Below are 21712 nucleotides of genomic sequence, written 5' to 3' on the forward strand. Positions count from 1 at the left end.
ACTGCTTATTATAAACTCTATGGCTATTTAGATATTGGTTACGGTGTACGCACGGAAAAAGACGGCAAATATGCCTATTTACGCAAGGCGGCGGATTTAGGTAGCCGAGAAGCACAATATGTTGTCGCTGAAATGCTGGAAAATATCAATGATGAAGAAACCCGCAAGATGCGCTTGGAGCTTGCGGAACAGTTATTATTTTGTGCATCGGAGCAGGGATTAGCTAAGGCTTCAGATAGTTTAGGTTTAGGATTTGAAATTGATAAAGAATATCAAAAAGCTATGAGAACTTTTCAACAAGGTGTAAAAAATGGTAGCTCACTTTCAGCGCATATACTAAAAAAAGTATTTGGAGGAATTACAAAAGAAGATTATTTAAGTAGCTTAGAACTCTCCCTTGACCCCGAACGCTCGCAACGTTATGAGATTATTTGGCGTTATTTATCTTATAACGACTATCTCCAACCCACCGTTCCCGATTTAGATGAGATCGTGCCGCTTCCGCCAGCCCCGCTACCGGAATGGGACGGCAAAATTGCTTTCCAACGTTGGTATGAGGGAGAAGCTCCACCAAGACCAAACGAAGCGTTAATGTATCATCTGGCACGTCAGGCAGGCTTAGACCCTGACACAGGGTTTGATGAAACGACGGGCTTGCCGAAAGAAGTGAAAAAGAAAAAGTAGGCTAACCCCACCGCACTTTTTAAAAGCGCGGTGGTTATTTTGTATCAACATTTTTGATTTTTTTCATTGTGCTATGAGATTTTTAAAATATTTGTTTGTCACCCTGTTATTTCTTGTTATCGCGGCGGTTATCGGTTTTTATCATATCATCAGTCAACTGGATATGGGGGGAGGGCCGAACTCCCACCGTACCTCACAAGGATTAACCGACAAAGAGAAACGAAAGATGAACAACACAAAATTAACGCAACTCCAAGCTCATTTAGATTTTCAGTGTCAACACGAAGAACGCCCCGAACGTTCACAAGAAGTCCAACAACTGTATGATTACGCGCTTTATCATGACTTACACAATATGTGGACGGGCAAAAAAGGCGATGAGGTGTGGAACGGCTTAGCCCGTTTTTACCGCATTGCGGCGTTAAACGGCGATTATAAAGCCAATTTACGTTTGCAATATCTCTTAAAAAGCGGACGGATTAGTAGCAAATTTCCGCAAACGGAAATTCATAGTTTAAATGAACATTTGGCACAACAGCTGCCTGCTACGGCTTATTACAAACTCTATGGCTATTTAGATATTGGTTACGGCGTACGTACGAAAAAAGATGGCAAATATGCTTATTTACGCAAGGCGGCGGATTTAGGCAGTCGAGAAGCACAATATGTAGTGGCGGAAATATTAGAAGGTATTAATGACGAAGAAACACGTGAAATGCGTTTAGCACTTGCAGAAAAATTTTTGCTTTGTTCTTCTCAACAAGGTTTTGGAAAAGCTTCTGAAAGCCTTGGAATCGGATTTAAAATTCATAAGGAATATGCTAAAGCCTTAGAAGGCTTTTATCAAGGAGTTAAAAATGGCAATTCTGGTTCTGCCCGTTACTTATTTAAAGGTTTTAGCGGTACTCAAAAAGAAGAAAACATTCATTTTTTAAATCTCCCAGAAGATCAAGAACGTTCACGTCGGTATCAAATAATCGCAAGATATTTATCCGATAAAGACTACTTGCAACCCACAGTCCCTGATTTAGACGAGATCGTGCCGCTTCCGCCAGCCCCGCTACCGGAATGGGACGGCAAAATTGCTTTCCAACGTTGGTATGAGGGCGAAGCCCCACCAAGACCAAGCGAAGCGTTAATGTATCATCTGGCACGCCAGGCAGGCTTAGACCCTGACACAGGATTTGATGAAGCGACGGGTTTGCCGAAAGAAGTGAAAAAGAAAAAGTAGGCTAACCCCACCGCACTTTTTAAAAGCGCGGTGGTTATTTTGTATCAACATTTTTGATTTTTTTCATTGTGCTATGAGATTTTTAAAATACCTATTTGTCACTGATGGAGCAGAGAAAACGGTTTGTGCGAACGGATTATCAACCGAACACGAAATTGGGTGCGGAGGGCAAGTTGTTAATGGCGCAAATTGTGCGCACATATGACGACCCCGATGTAGAAGATATCATGCAAGTCTATTTAAAAAACATCAAACAAACGACCAGCTATATTTATATGGAAAACCAATATTTCCGTTTTTCGCCGCTGGTTTCGGCATTTATCGAACATTGGGAGAGAATGCGCGGTGCAGGACGGGAAGGCCCGATTCACTGGTTTGCGATAACAAACTCATCAGATGCGGGGATTGGTAAAGGAACAAAAACCACCAATGATATGTTAAGGTTATTAGGGCGGCAGGACGTTATGTCGGATGTCATGAAAGCACGCAGGCATTCGTAAGCGTTTATGGGGATTACACACCAGTAATAATCCAGCGGCGAATCCGGAGGATAGCACGACTAGCAGGTGGTGATAAGTACTTTTGATAAGCGGCAAAATTTACTTTAATGTACTCTGTGCAAGTGCTTCGCCGCAGCACAAGGGCAGCTATGGGTGATTCCCGACGTTGTCGAGTTTTGGCAAAGGCGATCAAACAGATTGCATGATCGCATTTGCTATCAGTGGCAAGATGAGTGTTGGTTGAAAGCTCGGCTTTTGCCTTAATGCGCTTCATCCCAATTCTCGCCCACGCCTACATCCACAATCAATGGCACGCTGAGTCGGGCGGCGTTTTCCATGAGTCGTTTGATAAGTACGGTATATTTTTCCACAAATTCCGACCGCACTTCAAATACCAATTCATCGTGTACCTGCATAATTATCACAATATTGTCATCACCGGTGATAGCACGATCAATATCGATCATGGCTCGTTTGATAATGTCCGCGGCGGTACCTTGCATTGGGGCGTTGATCGCCACACGTTCCGCACCTTTGCGGCGCATTGCGTTGGAGGAGTTGATATCCGGCAGATATAAACGGCGGCCGAACAGCGTTTCCACATAGCCCTGAGCTTTGGCTTTTTGCTGAATATCCTGCATAAAGGTTTGCACCGCCGGGTAGCGTTGGAAATATAAATCCATATATTTTTGTGCTTCACCGCGGGGAATATTTAATTGGCGGGATAAACCGAATGCACTCATACCGTAAATCAAACCGAAGTTAATAGCTTTGGCACTGCGGCGTTGTTCGCCAGTGACAGATTCTAACGGCAAGCCGAAAATTTCCGCCGCAGTGGAACGGTGAATGTCTTTGCCTTGCGCAAACGCTGTAGTCAATCCTTTATCGCCGGATAAATGTGCCATAATGCGTAATTCGATTTGCGAATAGTCGGCGGCGATAATTTTATAGCCTTCACGGGCAATAAATGCTTGGCGGATGCGACGCCCTTCTTCATTTCGCACGGGAATATTCTGCAAATTCGGATCGCTGGATGACAAACGCCCCGTTGCGGTGACCGCTTGATGATAAGATGTGTGCACCCGTCCCGTATTTGGATTCACCATTTGTGGCAATTTGTCCGTATAGGTAGATTTCAATTTACTTAAGCCGCGATGTTCCACTAAAATTTTTGGCAAGGCATGCTCATAAGATAGTTCTTCCAGCACCTCTTCGTTGGTAGACGGTGCTCCTTTCGGCGTTTTCTTTAATACCGGCAAACCGAGCTTGGTAAACAGAATATCCTGTAATTGCTTGGTAGATGCCAGATTAAAAGATTGCCCCGCCAAGTCATAAGCGGTTTGCTCAAGTGCGGTCAGTTTTGTGGCGATTTCGTTGGATTGCGATTGCAGTAAATAGCTGTCAATCAATACGCCGTTGCGTTCCATACGGGAAAGCACTTGCAATAGCGGCACTTCCATTTCTTGATACAGTTTTGTCAACGACGGTTCGGCTGTAAGCCGCTGCCATAAGGTTTGATGCAGTTTCATTGTGATATCTGCATCTTCCGCGGCATATTCCGCCGCTTGTTCTAATTCGATTTGATTAAATGTCAGCTGTCCCTTGCCTTTGCCTGCAATATCTTCAAAAGCAATGGTTTGATGACCTAAATAACGCAAAGCTAAATCGTCCATATTATGTCGGCCGGTGCTGTCCAGCACATAGGATTCAAGCATTGTATCAAAAGCTACGCCTTGCAGGTGAATGCCGTGACGGGCAAAAATAGTAAGATCGTATTTGATATTTTGTCCGATTTTTTGAATATTGGGATTTTCCAAAATCGGCTTGAGTTGCTCAAGTGCGGTATGAAAATCCAATTGTTTTGCCACACCGAGATAATTGTGTTGCAATGGTAAATAAGCGGCTTCACCATTTTCAAGCGCGAAAGAAATTCCCACTAAATGGGCAGACATATATTCCAAACTATCAGTTTCCGTATCCACGGCAAAAACCGGGGTTTTCGACAATTTATCCAGCCATAAATCAAAATCCGTTTGATTGAGAATGCATTGATATTTGCTGCGATCTATTTGAATTTTGACCGCACTTTCCGTTGGTTTGGCAACAGGTGTTGCCTGATAATTGTTGACTTTCACCGCTTGTTCTTGCAGTTTGGTCACCGAACTTTCGTCGTTTATCACTTCGCTCAGCCAGCGTTTAAATTCATAACGGCTGAAATATTTCGTTAGTTCATCATTATTAGCCGTACCGATGGTGAGTTGATCGTGTAAAATATCCAACGCTACATCGGTTTTAATCGTCGCTAAAGCATAAGATAAATCAGCATTTTGTTTTTCAGCCTGTAATTTTTCGCCTAATTTTTTTGCTCCGCGAATCGGCAAATCGGCTACTTTCTCCAAATTGGCATAAATATCTGCCATACTGCCGATGCCTTGCAGCAAGCCTAGCGCGGTTTTCTCGCCTACGCCTGCCACACCCGGAATGTTATCGGAACTGTCGCCCATTAACGCCAAATAATCGATAATCAATTCCGGCGGAATACCGTATTTTTCAATTACACCCTTGCGATCCAGCAGGGTATTGTTCATTGTGTTGATGAGCATAATATTGTCATCCACCAACTGTGCCATATCCTTATCGCCGGTAGAAATCAGGACTTTCTTACCACACTTTGATGCCTGCACTGCCAGCGTGCCGATAACATCATCGGCTTCCACGCCTTCCACCACTAATAAAGGGATGCCTAACGCTTTGATAATATTATGCAATGGCTGAATCTGACTGCGTAATTCATCGGGCATCGGCGGTCGGTGGGATTTATATTGTTCGAACATTTCATCGCGAAAGGTTTTGCCTTTAGCATCAAACACCACTGCAATATGGCTCGGTTGCACTTGAGTGATCAGGCTTTTCAGCATATTCAACACGCCATACATCGCCCCTGTTGGTTCGCCGTGAGAATTGGTCAAAGGCGGAAATGCGTGGAACGCACGATATAAATAAGATGAACCGTCCACCAGGACTAAAGGATTTTCGGCAATTTGCGTCATAGTTTTGATCTTTTCCGTTGGTTATGATTTGTGAAAAGTATAGCACGATTATGGCAATTTCTGATATTTTGCATTGAGATTTAATGGTAAAAATAGTAAAGTAAAGACCAATCATGTTCTTAAAAAACTTAACCGAAAAGGTAGGACCAAAAAATGGGTAAAAGTGTAGCGATCCTGGGGGCTCAATGGGGCGATGAAGGGAAAGGGAAAATTGTAGATTTATTAACCGATCGCGTGAAATATGTAGTGCGTTATCAAGGCGGTCATAACGCCGGACATACGTTGATTATCAACGGTGAAAAAACCGTATTACGTTTGATTCCAAGCGGTATCTTGCGTGATAACGTGACCTGCTTGATCGGTAACGGTGTGGTGCTTTCACCTTCTGCTTTAATGCAAGAAATGGGCGAATTGGAAGCACGTGGCGTGAACGTGCGTGACCGTTTGAAAATTTCTGAAGCCTGTCCGTTGATTTTGCCTTATCACGTAGCAATGGATCACGCTCGCGAATCTGCTTTAGGTAAAAATAAAATCGGTACCACCGGCCGCGGTATCGGTCCGGCTTATGAAGATAAAGTGGCTCGTCGCGGTTTGCGTGTGGGCGATTTATTCAACCGCGAGCAATTTGCGGAAAAATTGAAAAATATCTTAGATTACTACAACTTCCAACTAGTGAACTACTACAAAGTAGACGCGGTGGATTATCAAAAAACCTTAGATGATGTGTTTGCGGTGGCAGATATTATCACCGGTATGGTGGCGGATGTCACTACAATGTTGCACAAAGCCCGCGAAAACGGTGACAACATTTTATTTGAAGGTGCACAAGGCACAATGTTGGATATCGACCACGGTACTTATCCGTTCGTAACCAGTTCAAATACTACTGCCGGTGGTGTGGCAACCGGTTCCGGTTTTGGTCCGCGTAATTTGGATTATGTGTTGGGTATCATTAAAGCCTATTGTACCCGCGTAGGTTCAGGTCCGTTCACCACAGAATTATTTGATGAAACCGGTGCAGAAATTGCCCGTAAAGGAAATGAATTTGGTGCGGTAACCGGTCGTCCGCGTCGCTGTGGTTGGTTCGATGCCGTTGCCGTGCGTCGTGCCATTCAAATTAACTCTATTTCCGGTTTCTGTATGACCAAATTAGACGTGTTGGACGGTTTTGACGAAATCAAAATCTGCACTGCGTACAAAATGCCGAACGGTGAAATCGTAGAATATTCTCCGCTTGCTGCGAAAGATTGGGAAGGCGTGGAACCGATTTACGAAACCTTGCCGGGTTGGTCTGAAAACACCTTTGGTGTTACCAGTCTTGACCAATTACCGCAAACCGCCCGTAACTACATTAAACGTGTAGAAGAGGTGCTGGGCGTGCCGATTGATATTCTATCCACCGGCCCGGATCGTATACAAACAATGATTTTGCGTGATCCGTTTGCTGCGTAATTCATTGATATTTCTACTTGTAAGGGCGTATTATTGCATACGCCTTTTCTTATGAGATTTCCACAATTTCTGCCACATCCACTGAATTTTCCACCGTTTTCCACCGCACATTGAATTCATATAACAGCATTCCGTAAATACGATTTGACGGTTTGCCTTGCTGATAAGCAGGGCGGGGATCTTGTGCGATGACATCGCGGATAAATCGACCGAAGTGCGGTCGGTTTTTTTCGATTTTTTCCACCGCACTTTGAGCGGATTGGCTGAATCTCACCTGTAATTTTGCTTGCGGTTTGTCCTGAGCAAAGCCTGATTGAGCATTGGGTTCGCTGTCGGCATAGGCTATATAGGGTTTAATATCAAAAATCGGCGTACCGTCCACCAAGTCCACTGCTCCTAAATGCAATAACACTTTACCGTCGGCACATTCCACTTTTCGTAATTTTACTTTGGATAATCCCAGCGGATTCGGACGATGAGTAGCACGAGATGCAAATACGCCTACCCGTTGATTCCCACCTAAACGGGGCGGACGAACAGTGGGCTGCCATTTGCCTTGAGGAATTTGGTCGAACTGAAAAATTAACCATAAATGGCTAAATTGTTCCAATCCTCGCACCACTTCGGGCTGGTTATAGGGTGGCAATAATTCCACCACACCCACGCCGTCTTGCACTAAATCCGGTTGGCGTGGTACGGAAAATTTTTCTTTGTAAGGCGTATGAATAATGCCTACAGCTTGTAAATTAAGGGTTAAATTCGACATAGTAAATGAAATTGCATACAATAAGCGGGATTTTAACAAACATCAACAGACCTTATTATTTTAATCGGAAATTATGAAAAACAATAGCTTAAAAATGTGGTTTGAAACCGCACGACCAAAAACGCTGCCTTTGGCAGTGGCTTCTATTCTTACCGGTTCGGCGTTAGCTTATTGGGCTGGGAAATTTAATTTAGGTTTTACGTTGCTGTGTTTGTTTACTGCAACGCTACTGCAGATTTTATCTAATTTCGCCAATGATTACGGCGATCATCAAAAAGGTTCCGATACTGCAGAACGCATCGGCCCTTTGCGGGGAATTCAGCAAGGCGGGATTACTGTGGGACAGCTTAAAATCGGCTTAATTTTTATGGTTATCGCATGCGTTATTTCCGGGGCAACTTTAATCGGTTTAGCCTATGAAAGTATCACGGATTTAATCGCCTTTGCGGTGCTGGGAATTTTGGCGATTGTGTCAGCCATCACCTATACCGTAGGCAAAAAACCATATGGTTATATGGGATTGGGTGATGTGTCGGTCTTTATTTTTTTCGGCTTATTGGCCGTGGGCGGAACCTATTATTTACAGGTTCATCAGCTCAGTGCAGAGATTTTTCTGCCTGCGGTTGCCTGCGGATTGCTCGCAAGTGCGGTGTTAAATATCAATAATTTACGGGATATCGAACAAGATCGCAAAGCAGGCAAAAATACATTGATTGTGCGAATCGGGCCGGAAAAAGGACGCGTATATCATGGCGTGTTATTAGCACTGGCTGGTTTGTGTTATGTGATGTTTGCAGTAATGAATTTTTATTCGCCGTTTAGTTTTATTTTTTTACTGGCGTTGCCGTTGTTGTGCAAACACGTGGTTTTTGTGTACAGCCACAAAGATCCTTTGGCATTGCGACCGGTGCTGGCTCAAATGTCGATATTGGCATTGCTCACTAACATCTTATTCAGTGTGGGATTGCTAATTGGTTGAGATCTCGTCGCAATCATAATATACTAAAAACAGTCATTTTTTTATCAGCAAGGGCATTACTATGGGAATTGATACTTCAGAATTATGCGATATTTATCTTGATCAAGTGGATGTAGTGGAACCGATTTTTTCCAGTTTCGGCGGACGTTCATCATTCTATGGTCAAGTGGTAACAGTAAAATGCTTTGAAGCTGACGGCCTGATTGCTGAAGTGTTAGAGCAAAACGGTAAAGGCCGGGTGTTAGTGGTAGACGGCGGCGGTGCTGTACGCCGCGCGTTGATTGATGGCGAATTGGCTCAACTTGCGTTAGATAATAATTGGGAAGGGATTATCGTTTATGGGGCAGTCCGCCAGCTCAATCAATTAGAGGAAATGGACATCGGCATCCACGCCCTTGCTCCGATTCCTGTAGGTGCAGATGAAAACACCGGCGGTGAAACCGACATACCAGTGAATTTCGGCGGTGTAACCTTTTTCCCGGAAGATTACGTGTATGCAGATTTAACGGGAATTATTCTTTCACAAGAATCGTTGGATTTGGAGAATGGGGAAGAATAATACAGATTCCGGTATAAAAAATTTGATCTGCACGCCAAAAGTTAGACTACACATCTAACTGAGTAAGGTGCAGATTTTTATAACCGAATATGCCCAAACATTCAAATCAAGCACTTGTCATCAAGTATATTCTCATTCTCACGGCACAGAAAATTTGCCGCATTGTAGTGAAAATGCACCAAAGCCTGAAAAAGGGTTTACAAGGAAAAAATAAAGTATCAGAATTCTCAAGTCGATTTATCGGCAATTCTTTTTAATTTCCTACTTACAATAATAAGGAGAATTTATGAAACTCAACTATTCCGCCCTTGCCGGCATTTGTGCCGCCCTTTTAGTGAGCGCTTGCAATTCACCAAATAACGCCGCCGAAGCCCAATTACAAAATCAAGCCGTCCTTGGTGTGGTCTGGCTGCAACAATCGGGCGAATATCAAGCCCTTACCCATCAAGCCTTTAATAGTGCCAAAACTGCCTTTGATCAGGCTAAAGCGGCAAAAGGCAAGAAAAAAGCCGTTGTGGTGGATTTAGACGAAACAATGATCGATAACAGCGCCTATGCCGGCTGGCAAGTGAAAAACGGCGAACCTTTCGAGGGGGAAAGCTGGACACGCTGGGTCAACGCCCGTCAAGTGCTGCCGATTCCGGGTGCGGTGGAGTTTGCCAATTATGTTAATTCACATAACGGCACGATGTTTTTTGTTTCAAACCGTAAAGATGCCGGCGAAAAACAAGCGACCCTTGATGATATGAAACGTTTAGGGTTTAGCGGCGTGCGTGAAGATCGCTTATTTTTGAAAAAGGACAAATCCAATAAATCGCCACGCTTTGCCGAAATTGAACAACAAGGCTATGACATCGTGTTATATGTGGGCGACAATCTCAATGATTTCGGCGATGCCACATATAAAAAATCCAACCAAGAACGTCGCGATTTTGTTAAGCAAAACAAAGCCTTATTCGGCACAAAATTTATCGTATTACCAAACCCGAACTATGGTGACTGGGAAGGCGGATTGGATAAAAATTACTACAAAGGCGATGCCCAACATAAATCGACTATTCGTCGTAATGCAATCCGCGCGTGGGACGGTAAATAACTAAATGATGTTATCCGAACAAGAAAAAATGTTTGCAGGGCTGGCACATCAGCCCTTTTGCGAAGAATTAAAACAGTTACGCCTTGATAATAAAGAGCGGTTATACGAATACAATATTTTGACCCGCCCTAGCGATCACGCCAATAAAGCCCGTTTAATCAGTGAAATTCTCGGTAAAAACGGCAATAACCCGAATATTGTGTCACCGTTTTATTGTGATTATGGGCGCTTTATTGAGGTGGGCGATAATTTTTTCGCCAACTACAACTGCACGATTTTAGACAGCGGCAGGGTTTATATCGGCAATAATGTGTTGTTTGCCCCCAATGTCAGCCTTTATACCGTGGGGCATCCGCTTGATGCCGAGTTGCGCAATCAAGAATGGGAGTAGGCAAAACCGATTCGTATCGGCAATAATGTATGGCTGGGCGGCAATGTGATCGTACTGCCGGGCGTAACTATCGGCGACAACGTGGTTGCCGGCGCAGGCTCTGTGATAAGCAAGGACATTCCGCCAAATTCGTTGGTGGTCGGCAACCCTTGCCGCATACTACGCCAAATCACCAAACAGGATCGGGACGATTACATTAAAAACTATATGCAAAATTGACCGCACTTTATAGTGTTACGGATTTTCCTCCAACTCCGATAAAAATCCCTGCTTTCTCAATATGTGGGCGATTTGGGTACGTTTTGCCTGTTGGCTACGGGTGTATTCTGTCGCCATATGACTAAAGGTTTCGGCACGGACATTATCGCTACGGGATTGATAATAGGCTGTTAATTCACGATCATATTCGGCAAGTGCCGCTTGTTGCTCGCTGATGGGAACATAACGGTTTTCCATATGCATAATGGCACTCGGCAATCGAGGTTTGTGTTGCGGCGTTTGATCCGGCCAGCCCACCGCCAAGGCAAACACCGGGAAGGTCAGTTTCGGCAGCTGCAACAGTTCAATCACTTTTTCCACATCATTTAAAATCGAACCGAGATAAACTGTCCCCATTCCCAAACTTTCCGCAGCAACCACCATATTCTGACAAGCAATAGTGGCATCATATACGCCTGCCAAAAAGCGGTCGGTCGTGCCTTGATAAATCGGTTCCGCCCCTTGCGTGCGGGCAATTTCCGCATTGCGTGCCGTATCCGCCACAAACATAAATAAATGACCGTTTTCACTCACATACGGCTGTCCGCTAATCTGCGCTAGCGCTTGTTTCAACGTATCATCAGTAATGCTTATCACAGAGCACGCCTGCATATAACTGCTGGTCGCCGCACGCTGTGCAACCTGAATCAACAGTTCGATTTCTTCTTTCTTCAATGGCGTATTTTTAAAACGACGAATACTGCGATGTTGCAGCTGGGTTTGAATGGTTTGATTCATTGTTTTTTCCTTTGGTTAAGATTATTGAAAGTATTGCTGATAATAACAGCGTAAATTTATTATAGGGAGAATTTACAGTACGATCCTACTCCATACAACGGCACATTAGTCAGCCATTCTTCCTGCCTGAAATCCGCCATTGAGGTGCGGATAGCCTGTTTCGGTTGGTATTGATCATAATAAGAACGTAGGCTTTTGGCTTTGAGGTTTTCTTCGGCTTTGACTTCAATCGGTACAATATCCTGTTGATATTGCAACACAAAATCTACCTCCGCCGTGCCTCTTTCCGTTGCCCAGTAGAAAATCGGATTGGGCTGATTGGCTTGCATCTGCTGCAATACATATTGCTCAGTCAATGCCCCTTTAAACTCGGTAAACAAGCGGTTTTGCTCCAGCAGTACAATCGGGTCGAGATGGCTTTTCGACGCTAGCAAGCCGACATCCAAACAGTAAAGTTTGAAAATGTTTTCCTGATACGAAGTCAGCAGCAGATTCGGTTTTTTAATACGGTACACGGGGTACACCAAACCGCTGTCTTTCAGCCATTGCAACGCCAGCTTGTAATCTTTAAATCTTGCCCCTTTTTGCAGCTCGGCAAGCACGAATTTTTTATTTTCTTTGGCAAGCTGTCCGGGCAGGGCGTTCCACAAGGCTCGCACTCGCATTACCAAGCGCGGATCGTCAATGTGTTTGGAAAAATCCTGCTCGTACGCCAGCAGTAAATTGCGTTGTACCGTGCGGACTTCCTGCAGATTTTGCGTATCCCGAAAGGTTTTAACCGCCTCGGGCATTCCGCCGACAAAATAATATTGCCGCAACCGCTCGATGTATTTGGATTTCATCGCCGCAATCAACGCCCAATCCTGCGACTGCAACAAATTCAGCAACGCCTGCTCCCCCATCGCCTGCAAAAATTCGGTAAAATCCATCGGATACAGCGACAAAAAATCCACCTTGCCCACAGGAAACGACGTGCCTTGGCGCAATGCCACGCCCAATAGCGATCCTGCTGCCACGATATAAAAGTGCGGTGCGTTTTCATAAAAATATTTGAGTGCCGATAACGCCTGCGGCACTTCTTGTATTTCGTCAAAAATCAGCAGGGTATTTTCCGCCTCAATCTCCACGCCCGCTTCAATGCTCAAGCCCAGAAGCAGCCTCTGAATGCCGAAATCGCCGCTAAACAGGGTTTGCATACGACTGTTGTTATCGAAATTGATATAGGCGATTTTGGTAAACGCCATTTCGCCAAAGGCTTTCATCGCCCATGTTTTCCCCACCTGTCTTGCCCCTTGAATTATCAAAGGCTTGCGGTTTGCTTTGGCTTTCCATTCGGTGAGCTGTTGCAGAATATTGCGTTGCATAAATGTGCATTTCTCCACTTTTTCATTTTAATAAATGTATTATATAACATTTTTACAAATGAAAAAATGTATATTTATACATTTTTACAAAGGAAAGGATGTAAGAGACAATACGCTGTTTAACAAAAATCGTAGGTTTTTGAAAGCCGACTCTGCCGACGGTCCAAAAGGGTGAACAAGCGAACGAGTGAGCCTGCAAATAAATGTTTAGGCTTTCAGACAGTTTTTTCTCACCCTTTATTGTGCAAAAATACCCAACATTGCGATTTTATCCGCTGTTTATCGGCAAAAATTCCCATTAAACTACACTCCAACAAATTCACATAAGAGACTTATTCCAATAAACAAAACCACATTGATTGCCGCTGCTATCGCCTTTTTGTCTGCAACGGCTCACCCAATCCATATGCACGCTGATCATTTCAGCAGCGTAACAGAGAACGGTAAAATGGTGTTCCCGAATGCGACTATTTTCCGTCAAAAATAAGACAAATTGACCACACGTTAAGCGAAAAAGTGCGGTCGTTTTTCAAGGAGTTTTCTATGTCGTTTCAATAATATCGCGGCGAGTGGATTTTATTGCTCACCACTATTACCGCTGCGTTAGGCTGGTTATTTTCTAAAAGTACTATTGCCGAACTGCCGGCGGTCGCCTTTGTGAGCCTGCGTTTTTCCATTATAGAGCGACATCAGCAACGGCGCATTGATTATGATTTTAGAACCCGTATGGACAATGCTGTTCAGCGTGCTGTTTATGGCGGAAGTCTTGTCTACAAGTAAAATCATCGGCTGCCTGTTGATTCTAGCGGTGCTGGTGTTGTATCGGGTAAGACGACCTCTGAAGCTGGCGAAATAGATAAATGCCGTCTGAAAAAGTTTTCAGACGGCATTTATCACGCCTCTTCCATTACCCTCAATACTTTTTCCAGTGTTTTGCTGTTGTTATGCAGGTAATTCACATAATAGCGGATGTAGCAGGCTTCATCGGTAAGTGGGATTAACAGCCGTTTACCACCGTCGTTGCGGTAGGTTTGAGCAAGGCGACTGGAGAAAGAAAGGCTGTCGCTGTAAGTCAGACGCTGCTGGAAATTGATGAAATCGTCTTCGTATTCAATGGGCAGCTCAAGCTGGTGTCGGTGGAAATAGGCTGTAATCTGTGCCAAAAAATGTCCTTTAACATTCAGTTGTAATACGGTATAGGGGGGGATGTCGTTCAGGCAGAGAGTGTTGTATGTGGCAAGCGGATGGTGTTTCGGTACGGATAATAACGCTTGGTCGGATAAAATTTCGCGGCTGATGATGTGTTCGTGGAGCAGTGGCTGACTGCTGATAACGATGTCTTGGCTACCGTCGAGTAACAGCTGTAAGCCGTTTTCGCTGTCGGCAAAACGGCTGTTTTTTACCGCATAATCTTCGGGCAGCAGGGCAAAATGCGGCATCAGATACCACATCGGACCGGCATCGCAAAAGGCAAGGCGGAGGCTGTGCCGATTGCTTGCCAGTTGGCGGAAATAATCTTGCATTTCATCGGCTTTCGCCAACACAGTTTGGGCGTATTGTAGGGCTTTTTCACCGTTTTTATTGAGCTTGATGGCGTTCTTCTTGCGGTCGAACAGGCTGACACCCAACTCGATTTCCAAGTTTTTCAGCGAAGTGCTGAGTGCTGGCTGGGAGATAAACAGCTTTTCCGCCGCTTGGGTCAAGGTGTCGGATTGGGCGATGATGCAGAATTGTTTTAATTGTCGCAGTTCCATTTCAGTATCTGTTTTATTTATGCTGAGATAAGATAATTGTATTTTATTTTAGCAGTTTGTCTATTTAAAATAGCAACATATTTTCAGACAACCTTAGGAGTAGATGATGCAATACATTCAATTAGGCAATTCAGATTTAAATATTTCCTGCATTTGTTTGGGCTGTATGAGCTTCGGCGATGCTTCCCGTTGGCAGCATAACTGGATTTTGGACGAAGCACAATCTCGTCAAATCATTAAGCACGCTATTGAAAAAGGCATCAATTTTTTTGATACCGCCATTGCTTATGCCGACGGCAGCAGCGAACAGTTTGTCGGGCGTGCCGTTCGCGATTTTATGCCACGGGATCAGGCGGTCATTGCTACCAAATTTTTGCCGAAACCTGCTGAAAATACCTTGTCGGGGCAAGACTATATCGAGCAGTGTTTAAACCAAAGCCTGCAAAATCTCGGCACGGATTATGTGGATTTGTACATTTATCATATGTGGGACTACCACACGCCGATGGCAGATATTATGCAGGGTTTGAATAATGTGGTGCAGGCTGGCAAGGCACGCTATATCGGCATTGCCAACTGCTATGCGTGGCAACTGGCGGAAATCAACGCTTTGGCGGAACGGGAAGGCTGGGCGAAATTCGTGTCGGTGCAAAACCACTACAACCTGATTTATCGCGAAGACGAGCGGGAAATGAATGACTACTGCAACACGCACGGTATTGCACTTACGCCGTACAGTGCTTTAGCCGCTGGCAGATTATCCCGCCAGCCGTCTGAAACCAGCACTCGTTTGGAATCCGATCAAATCGCCAAACTCAAATATGATAAAACCGCCGAACAAGACGGCAAAATCATCGCACGGGTAGCAGAACTTGCTGAAAAATACGGCGTATCAATGACCCAAATTTCCTTGGCGTGGCTGTTGGGCAAAGTTGCATCGCCCGTGGTCGGTGCAACCAAGTTCCACCACATCGACGGTGCAGTCAATGCCCTCAATATCACATTGAGCGATGAAGACACGGCGTATTTGCAAGAATGCTATGTACCGCACGAATTATCGGGCGTGATGGCGTTAAACAAACCGAATACCAATGTACGCTTTGATAAACCGTTGATTAAATAACCAATGCCGTCTGAAAGTTTGAGCCTTTCAGACGGCATTTCCTTATATCCCACTGTGCAAAAATCCCCATCAATGCGATTTTATCCGCTGTTTTTCGGCAAAAATTCCTCTTAAAATCCGCTGAAAACCGACCGCACTTTCGCTTTGAAAGTGCTATGGTAAGGCGGATTAGTATAGATAAGGAGCATAGTATGGCAAAATTCCGTTATTTAACCGAACCGTTTCAGGTGAAAAATCTGCAACTGAAAAACCGGGTAGTGATGCCGCCGATGTGTATGTATGTGGCGAAAAAATACGGTATTGCACATAACTGGCACTTTGTGTATTACGTCAGCTGTGCTGTGGGTGGCGTGGGGGTGATTATCGTAGAGATGACTAATGTCGCCGACAACGCCCGTATTTCGCCGGACTGCTTGGGGCTGTGGAACGATGAACAAGTGCAGGCGTTGAAGAAAATTGTGGTGTAAATCGATTATGTAGGACGTAAAGCCTTGAGTTGGCAGATGTGGTCGCACCATCGGCGATTATGTGTGATGAAAGTGTGACTAGTGATAAAAGTCGCTGGCGTTACCAAATGCCGCACGCCCTAACTACGGAAGAGGCGGAAGAAGTGGTACAACAGTTTCAACGTGCGATGAAACGAGCGGTAGATAGGCTTTGATGCCATTGAAATTCACGCGGCGCACCGGCTACTTTACCTACCAATTTTATTGGCCAAAAATGAATATTTGCATCGACAAATACGAGCAGGACAAACGCTTGTTCGGGGGAGAAGTGATCCAAGCGGCAAAAGTCGTAATACCACCTGAAATGCTGCTTCTGATGCGAATTTTTGCGCAAGAATACAGCAATAATGGCTTTTCTGCCGAATCGAATTTAAATGTGATGAAGAGAAGTTCTATTTTTCCGGATAAAATTGAAAGGACTGAGTTCGGTGTAATACTGAAATCAGTCCTGTTATTAGTGTCTGACTTTTTGGGGGGAGATCAATATTTTGCCCCAAAACTCCGAATTCTATAAATCATCAATTACAACATAAATCTTATTCACAGGACCATGAACCCCAACAACCTTGATTAATTCAATATCTGCCGTTGCACTTGGACCTGAGATAATGTTTACGCAAGACGGCATGCGTTCACCATTTTGTGCTTTATCATGTAGGATTTTTGCCAACTGTGCAACGCGTGGCAATACCGCACTTTTACGTAAAACGACAATAGATTTTTCCGGTAATAAGCTCACCGAACGACCAAATTCTTTATCGGAAAATAGTACTACGCCACCGGACTCCGCCAAACCATACTCGCCATAGACAATGCCAATATTGGCTTTTTCTGCTTTGATAAAGTTTTCTTCCGTTTGGTTAAGATCCCAAACATAGCTGTCATATTTTTCTTGGATTAACTGCGTAATGCCTAAATCGACCAAACGCTGATCATTATTTAAAATAATACTTCCGCCGCCGTATTTTTCACAAATATCCAATAAAGTGCGGTTCAAATCAGCTAAGTTTGTTTCAACTAAATCAACCATCATTACCTTGGCAAAATTAATAAACTCTTGCACTAATTCTTGTTGATTTAAATGGGTTAAACGAGTTGTCGGATGATTATTCACTAATTCCGGCATCGGTTCAGGCACTAATTGACGTGGTCTGCCCATTCTCTCGGCTAATTTATTTAAGAAATTTTCACGATTTTGTAAATCCATCAGTTTTTACCTCTATTCTGGAACCATTCACGGAAGCTTTCCCCTTCCGGTTGCGGAAGATCACGCGCTTTTGTCCATTCGGCTAATGCACCGATCTGAATTGGTGCTTTACCATTTTTAATCGCTTTACCGGCAATTTTTGCACCGATTTTGACTCCCGCTTTCCACAAAGTCGGATGTGAATTAGCCATTGTGAAACCGAAAATGGATAAACGTTCTAAGGTCGGTGTCATACCTGACTGAGCAATGTGTTCACGGTGTTTAGAAATTAATTGTGCCAATGGGATTTTCACCGGGCAAACAGAATTACAAGCCGTACAAAGCGAACAAGCATAAGGTAATTCTTTAAATTCCTTATAACCGCCCAATAATGGTGAAATCACCGAACCAATCGGGCCCGGATAGATAGAACCGTAACCGTGACCGCCAATTTGTCGATAAGCCGGACAAGTATTCAAGCAAGCGCCGCAACGAATACAACGTAAAACATCTTTAAATTCACTTTCTAAAATTTTTGAACGGCCGTTATCCACAATAACCAAATGGAACTCTTCAGGACCGTCGGTTTCACCTTCTAATCTCGGACCGGTTAACCAAGTATTATAAGCGGTCAATTTTGCGCCTACCGCACTACGGGCTAACATAGTGATTAATACATCAACTTCCTGGAAAGTCGGTGCTAAACGTTCCATCCCCATCACGGCAATATGCGTTTTAGGTATCGTCGTCGCTAAACGTAAGTTACCTTCATTCGTGACCAAACAGACAGACCCTGTCTCAGCTACCGCAAAGTTACAGCCGGAAATACCGATATCCGCCGCTAAAAAATCTTTACGTAAAATTTGACGAATAAAAGCATTCATTTCTTCCGGTTGTTCAGTACCTTCATAGCCTAAGACATCATGTAATTCCTGACGAATTTTGTGGCGATCCTTGTGAATTGCCGGAACAACAATATGAGAAGGCTTGTCACCAACGATTTGCAGTAAATATTCCCCCAAATCCGTTTCTACGACTTTCATCCCTTCCTTTTCAAGCACTTCGTTTAAACCGATCTCTTCCGTTACCATTGATTTGGATTTAACGATAGTTTTCGCTTGTTTCGACAATGCTACCTGACGAATATACTCACTCGCCTCTTCAGCTGTCTCGGCAAAATAGACTTTACCGCCGTTTTCTTGTACTTTTTCACTTAATTGGTATAAATAAGCATCAAGATTCGCTAAAACGTGGTTACGAATTTGTTTCGATAAATCTCGCCATTCTTCCCAATGTCCTAATTCATCCACCATTTTCTGGCGATTTGCGCCGATGGTTTCTTGCGCTTTTACTACCGCCTTACGCATCATTTCGTTATGAATCTGATTATCCACACGTGCTTTAAATGCAAGATTACTGGTTTTTAATGACATACTATTCTTCCCCCTGCATTAATACTTCGGCAATATGCATAACTTTCACATTTTTCCCTTCACGACTTAAACGACCGGCAATATTCATTAAGCAACTGACATCTGCACCAATTAAATATTGTGGATCTACTTCACTGATATGTGCCACTTTCTCCGTGACCATTTCACCGGAAATCTCCGCCATTTTAACCGAGAATGTTCCGCCGAAACCGCAACAGGTCTGTTGATTAGCAATAGGTAGCAGTTCTAAGCCTTTTACGTTTTGTAATAACGTTAAAGGTTCATTGACAACACCTAATTTACGGGAAAGGCTGCAAGAAGGATGGTAAACCGCTTTGCCGGTTAATCTTGCACCTACATTGGTTACTTTTAATTTATTTACAATAAAATCCGTTAAATCATGGAAACGGGCAGCAACTTTCTTGGCGCGCTCCGCCCACTCAGGCTCACCAAAACGCGCAAAATGTTCAGGATAAGTTTTAATCGCATAGACACAAGAACCGGCAGGAGCAACAATCGGATAATCATTAACTTCAAAGGTTTCTACCAAATTTTTCATACCTGCTAAAGCTTGTTTGGTATAACCGCTGTTCATTGCAGGTTGCCCGCAACATCCTTGTTTTTCCAAGAAAATAATATTGCAACCCAATTTTTCCAGTAGCAATACTGAATTTTTCGCCACGCCTGCTTTAACAATATCTGCAATACAAGTGACATAAAAATTTACGTTCATAAGAACTCCAACATTTCAGATAAAATTTTAAAATACGTTCAATCATAGAATGGGCTTCAGCCCATCGTTTTATAACATAACGTTAAAATAATTGATGAGCTAAAGCCTACTCTATGAAGAATTCAGGGCGAATAATTATTATCCGCCCATTTAATTTAGAAGATGATTGGAACAACAAATAATGCTACCAATGCAGCGATGATACCATAGATCACCATTGGAATAACGGTTTTCTTAATAATCGCCCCTTCTTGATTTTGAATATTCAATACTGAATTTACCGCAACGATATTGTTAATACATACCATATTACCCATTGCACCGCCAACGGATTGTAATGCAAGAATCAAGGTTGCAGATAAACCGGTGAGTTCCGCAGTGGATAACTGAACACTACCGAATGTTAAGTTAGATACGGTATTTGAACCGGAGAAGAATGCACCAACCGCACCTAAATAAGAGGCAAAGACGGTCCAATATTCACCGGTTGCTTCTGCAAAACTTTTACCGATAATTTTAACCATTGAGCCATCACCGCCAACTAACATTAAGTTCACCATAATTAATGCACCAACAAGGGCAAAAAATGGATTTTTAGTTTGTTTAAAGCTCATTACAAAAATATCCTTTGCTTTTCCGGCTGATACACCAAACACAGGAATAGCAATTAATACGGTAACAAAGAACGGAATTAATGCCGGTACATATAATAATTTATAATTTGAACTGATTGAGGTACCAAAAATATCTTTTAAGCTGAAAATCAACCCCTGACTGATTTCAAAACGCCCTAATGAACCTAATTGAACGGCGAACCAGGTTGTTGCATCATTCATCATTGCTTTAAACGGTAGCTGTTGAAGGCGAGTTACAATTAAGATAGCGATTAAAAGTGCGGTCGGAAATAAGGCTTTAATTACTTCTCCTGTACTTACTGCAGTCTCTAAAGTATTCTCAACTTTTGTTAAACCAATGCCTTTATTTGCCAAAATAACAGAGATAAATAAACCGATTGCACCACCAACCAATGATGGAAATTCATAATTTACTTGCGCTAGTAAAATATAAGGCACGACACACGCCAAAATACTTAAATAGATAAATATGATATTCTGACGAATTTCTTTACCGCTTACAATAAAGCGTAACGCAATAACGGGGATCACTAATGCGGCAAATGCATGAATTAATGACGACATAGAACCGATTTCTAAAATTTGTCCATCCGTTAGATTCAACGGACCAAAACCAAACCAGGTTGGTGTGCCGACTGCGCCAAAAGATACCGGTACAGAGTTCATAATCAATACCAGCACTGCCGTTTTCATTGGTGCAAAACCTAAGCCGACAAGAATTGGTGCGGCAATGGCTGCAGGTGTACCAAAACCACTTGCGCCTTCAATCATAAAAGCAAATGCCCAACCTATAATCATTAATTGTGCAACCGGATTTGGGTTAATTGCCCCTAACCATTTGCGTAATGTATTCGTTACACCCGAAACTTCAGAGAAGCGGTTAAATAAAATTGCACCTAAGATAACGGTAATCGGTGTCTGAACCGCGACAATTGCAGAAGCAATATTTGCACTTACAATGGTAATATCCGTACCAAAGAAAACTAACTGAATAATTAATACTACCGCTGCAATCCAAGGCAACGCAAGATAAGATGGTAATGCGTTACGTTTTACCATTAAATAAATTAGTAAAACGATAGGAAAAATACTTAAAAAGAGAGCCATAATGCCTACCCCAATAAATGAATAATAAAAAATAATTGACTGCACTATAATAGCGAGAGAGATTGTAAACAAGATATTATAAAAAGATAGCCCCGATGTTATAAAAATGTGACCGAAATCACACAATTGCTAATTGTTTGTTTAAATTTTAAATAGATATTTTCAAA

Annotated in this window: 24 protein-coding genes and 1 pseudogene; 16 read left to right on the plus strand and 9 right to left on the minus strand. The window is 43.2% G+C overall.

The genetic code is table 11. The features are described from left to right. The 4 genes from EDC44_RS09530 to EDC44_RS13225 form a co-directional block, all read left to right on the plus strand. A partial coding sequence (locus EDC44_RS09530; RefSeq protein WP_131977992.1) for a DUF6396 domain-containing protein occupies positions 1–684 on the plus strand: 684 nt, incomplete at its 5' end. Positions 685–757: 73 nt separating this feature from the next. After that, complete coding sequence (locus tag EDC44_RS09535) at positions 758–1915, plus strand: DUF6396 domain-containing protein (RefSeq protein ID WP_131977995.1); 1158 nt, start codon at positions 758–760, stop codon at positions 1913–1915. Between the two features lie 179 nt (positions 1916–2094). After that, complete coding sequence (locus EDC44_RS09540) at positions 2095–2415, plus strand: phospholipase D-like domain-containing protein (protein WP_243647931.1); 321 nt, start codon at positions 2095–2097, stop codon at positions 2413–2415. 153 nt (positions 2416–2568) lie between these two features. Continuing rightward, positions 2569–2679 carry a pyridoxine 5'-phosphate oxidase C-terminal domain-containing protein gene (locus tag EDC44_RS13225; RefSeq protein ID WP_165870250.1) on the plus strand — a complete coding sequence of 37 codons (111 nt, stop codon included), beginning with the start codon at positions 2569–2571 and terminating at the stop codon, positions 2677–2679. On the opposite strand, the gene polA is transcribed toward EDC44_RS13225, so the two are convergent. After that, positions 2676–5465 carry a DNA polymerase I gene (polA, locus tag EDC44_RS09550; RefSeq protein WP_131977998.1) on the minus strand — a complete coding sequence of 930 codons (2790 nt, stop codon included), beginning with the start codon at positions 5463–5465 and terminating at the stop codon, positions 2676–2678. The genes EDC44_RS13225 and polA overlap by 4 nt on opposite strands. 153 nt (positions 5466–5618) lie before the next feature. On the opposite strand from polA, the gene EDC44_RS09555 reads away from it, so the two are divergent. After that, entirely contained in the window at positions 5619–6917 is a 1299-nt protein-coding gene (locus tag EDC44_RS09555; protein ID WP_131978001.1) for an adenylosuccinate synthase, read from the plus strand. Between the two features lie 49 nt (positions 6918–6966). On the opposite strand, the gene tsaA is transcribed toward EDC44_RS09555, so the two are convergent. Continuing rightward, complete coding sequence (gene tsaA, locus EDC44_RS09560) at positions 6967–7683, minus strand: tRNA (N6-threonylcarbamoyladenosine(37)-N6)-methyltransferase TrmO (protein ID WP_131978004.1); 717 nt, start codon at positions 7681–7683, stop codon at positions 6967–6969. A 73-nt stretch (positions 7684–7756) separates the two neighbouring features. On the opposite strand from tsaA, the gene EDC44_RS09565 reads away from it, so the two are divergent. From EDC44_RS09565 to EDC44_RS09580, 4 genes and pseudogenes are all read left to right on the plus strand, one after another. Beyond that, entirely contained in the window at positions 7757–8662 is a 906-nt protein-coding gene (locus tag EDC44_RS09565) for a 1,4-dihydroxy-2-naphthoate polyprenyltransferase (protein WP_131978007.1), read from the plus strand. A 61-nt stretch (positions 8663–8723) separates the two neighbouring features. Further along, complete coding sequence (rraA, locus tag EDC44_RS09570; RefSeq protein WP_131978010.1) at positions 8724–9221, plus strand: ribonuclease E activity regulator RraA; 498 nt, start codon at positions 8724–8726, stop codon at positions 9219–9221. A 286-nt stretch (positions 9222–9507) separates the two neighbouring features. Further along, positions 9508–10317, plus strand: a complete 810-nt coding sequence (locus tag EDC44_RS09575; protein WP_131978013.1) for a 5'-nucleotidase, lipoprotein e(P4) family — start codon at positions 9508–9510, stop codon at positions 10315–10317. A 7-nt stretch (positions 10318–10324) separates the two neighbouring features. Next, positions 10325–10927, plus strand: a pseudogene (locus tag EDC44_RS09580) (sugar O-acetyltransferase). A gap of 15 nt (positions 10928–10942) precedes the next feature. Here the strand turns inward: EDC44_RS09580 and EDC44_RS09585 are convergent. Further along, positions 10943–11704, minus strand: coding sequence for an NADPH-dependent oxidoreductase (locus tag EDC44_RS09585; RefSeq protein WP_131978016.1), 762 nt, complete (start codon positions 11702–11704; stop codon positions 10943–10945). Positions 11705–11763: 59 nt separating this feature from the next. Beyond that, a complete protein-coding gene (locus EDC44_RS09590; protein ID WP_131978019.1) occupies positions 11764–13068 on the minus strand; it encodes an ATP-binding protein in 1305 nt (434 codons plus the stop codon). Between the two features lie 355 nt (positions 13069–13423). Between EDC44_RS09590 and EDC44_RS13330 the strand changes: the two genes are divergently transcribed. The 3 genes from EDC44_RS13330 to EDC44_RS13415 all read left to right on the plus strand — a co-directional run bounded on the left by EDC44_RS13330 (position 13424) and on the right by EDC44_RS13415 (position 13924). Then, positions 13424–13555: a hypothetical protein gene (locus tag EDC44_RS13330; protein WP_279388378.1), complete on the plus strand. Its 132-nt coding sequence runs from the start codon at positions 13424–13426 to the stop codon at positions 13553–13555. A gap of 92 nt (positions 13556–13647) precedes the next feature. Then, complete coding sequence (locus tag EDC44_RS12995; protein WP_165870249.1) at positions 13648–13848, plus strand: hypothetical protein; 201 nt, start codon at positions 13648–13650, stop codon at positions 13846–13848. Next, positions 13802–13924 (plus strand): hypothetical protein, encoded by a 123-nt coding sequence (locus tag EDC44_RS13415; RefSeq protein WP_424276109.1) that lies wholly within the window; start codon positions 13802–13804, stop codon positions 13922–13924. The genes EDC44_RS12995 and EDC44_RS13415 overlap by 47 nt, the downstream gene beginning before the upstream one ends. Before the next feature lie 37 nt (positions 13925–13961). Here EDC44_RS13415 and EDC44_RS09600 read toward each other — a convergent pair whose 3' ends face one another. Continuing rightward, complete coding sequence (locus EDC44_RS09600) at positions 13962–14822, minus strand: LysR family transcriptional regulator (RefSeq protein WP_131978026.1); 861 nt, start codon at positions 14820–14822, stop codon at positions 13962–13964. 106 nt (positions 14823–14928) lie between these two features. On the opposite strand from EDC44_RS09600, the gene EDC44_RS09605 reads away from it, so the two are divergent. From EDC44_RS09605 to EDC44_RS13240, 4 genes are all read left to right on the plus strand, one after another. Further along, the gene (locus tag EDC44_RS09605) at positions 14929–15945 is read left to right on the plus strand and encodes an aldo/keto reductase (RefSeq protein ID WP_131978079.1); all 1017 of its coding nucleotides are present in this window, start codon (positions 14929–14931) and stop codon (positions 15943–15945) included. A gap of 191 nt (positions 15946–16136) precedes the next feature. Beyond that, the gene (locus tag EDC44_RS13230; protein WP_243647932.1) at positions 16137–16412 is read left to right on the plus strand and encodes an oxidoreductase; all 276 of its coding nucleotides are present in this window, start codon (positions 16137–16139) and stop codon (positions 16410–16412) included. A 29-nt stretch (positions 16413–16441) separates the two neighbouring features. Further along, complete coding sequence (locus EDC44_RS13235; RefSeq protein ID WP_243647933.1) at positions 16442–16606, plus strand: hypothetical protein; 165 nt, start codon at positions 16442–16444, stop codon at positions 16604–16606. Next, positions 16606–16965, plus strand: coding sequence for a hypothetical protein (locus EDC44_RS13240; RefSeq protein WP_165870251.1), 360 nt, complete (start codon positions 16606–16608; stop codon positions 16963–16965). The genes EDC44_RS13235 and EDC44_RS13240 overlap by 1 nt, the downstream gene beginning before the upstream one ends. Here EDC44_RS13240 and EDC44_RS09620 read toward each other — a convergent pair. From EDC44_RS09620 to EDC44_RS09635, 4 genes are all read right to left on the minus strand, one after another. Beyond that, on the minus strand, positions 16960–17658 hold the full coding sequence (locus EDC44_RS09620; RefSeq protein ID WP_131978032.1) for a LutC/YkgG family protein: 699 nt from the start codon (positions 17656–17658) through the stop codon (positions 16960–16962). The genes EDC44_RS13240 and EDC44_RS09620 overlap by 6 nt on opposite strands. Beyond that, positions 17658–19070 (minus strand): LutB/LldF family L-lactate oxidation iron-sulfur protein, encoded by a 1413-nt coding sequence (locus tag EDC44_RS09625; protein ID WP_131978035.1) that lies wholly within the window; start codon positions 19068–19070, stop codon positions 17658–17660. The genes EDC44_RS09620 and EDC44_RS09625 overlap by 1 nt, the downstream gene beginning before the upstream one ends. A 1-nt stretch (position 19071) precedes the next feature. Beyond that, positions 19072–19803: a (Fe-S)-binding protein gene (locus EDC44_RS09630; RefSeq protein ID WP_131978038.1), complete on the minus strand. Its 732-nt coding sequence runs from the start codon at positions 19801–19803 to the stop codon at positions 19072–19074. Between the two features lie 155 nt (positions 19804–19958). Continuing rightward, positions 19959–21545 (minus strand): L-lactate permease, encoded by a 1587-nt coding sequence (locus EDC44_RS09635; RefSeq protein ID WP_131978040.1) that lies wholly within the window; start codon positions 21543–21545, stop codon positions 19959–19961. Positions 21546–21712: the final 167 nt, after the last annotated feature.

The organism is Cricetibacter osteomyelitidis, from assembly GCF_004340985.1.
GTDB lineage: Bacteria > Pseudomonadota > Gammaproteobacteria > Enterobacterales > Pasteurellaceae > Cricetibacter > Cricetibacter osteomyelitidis.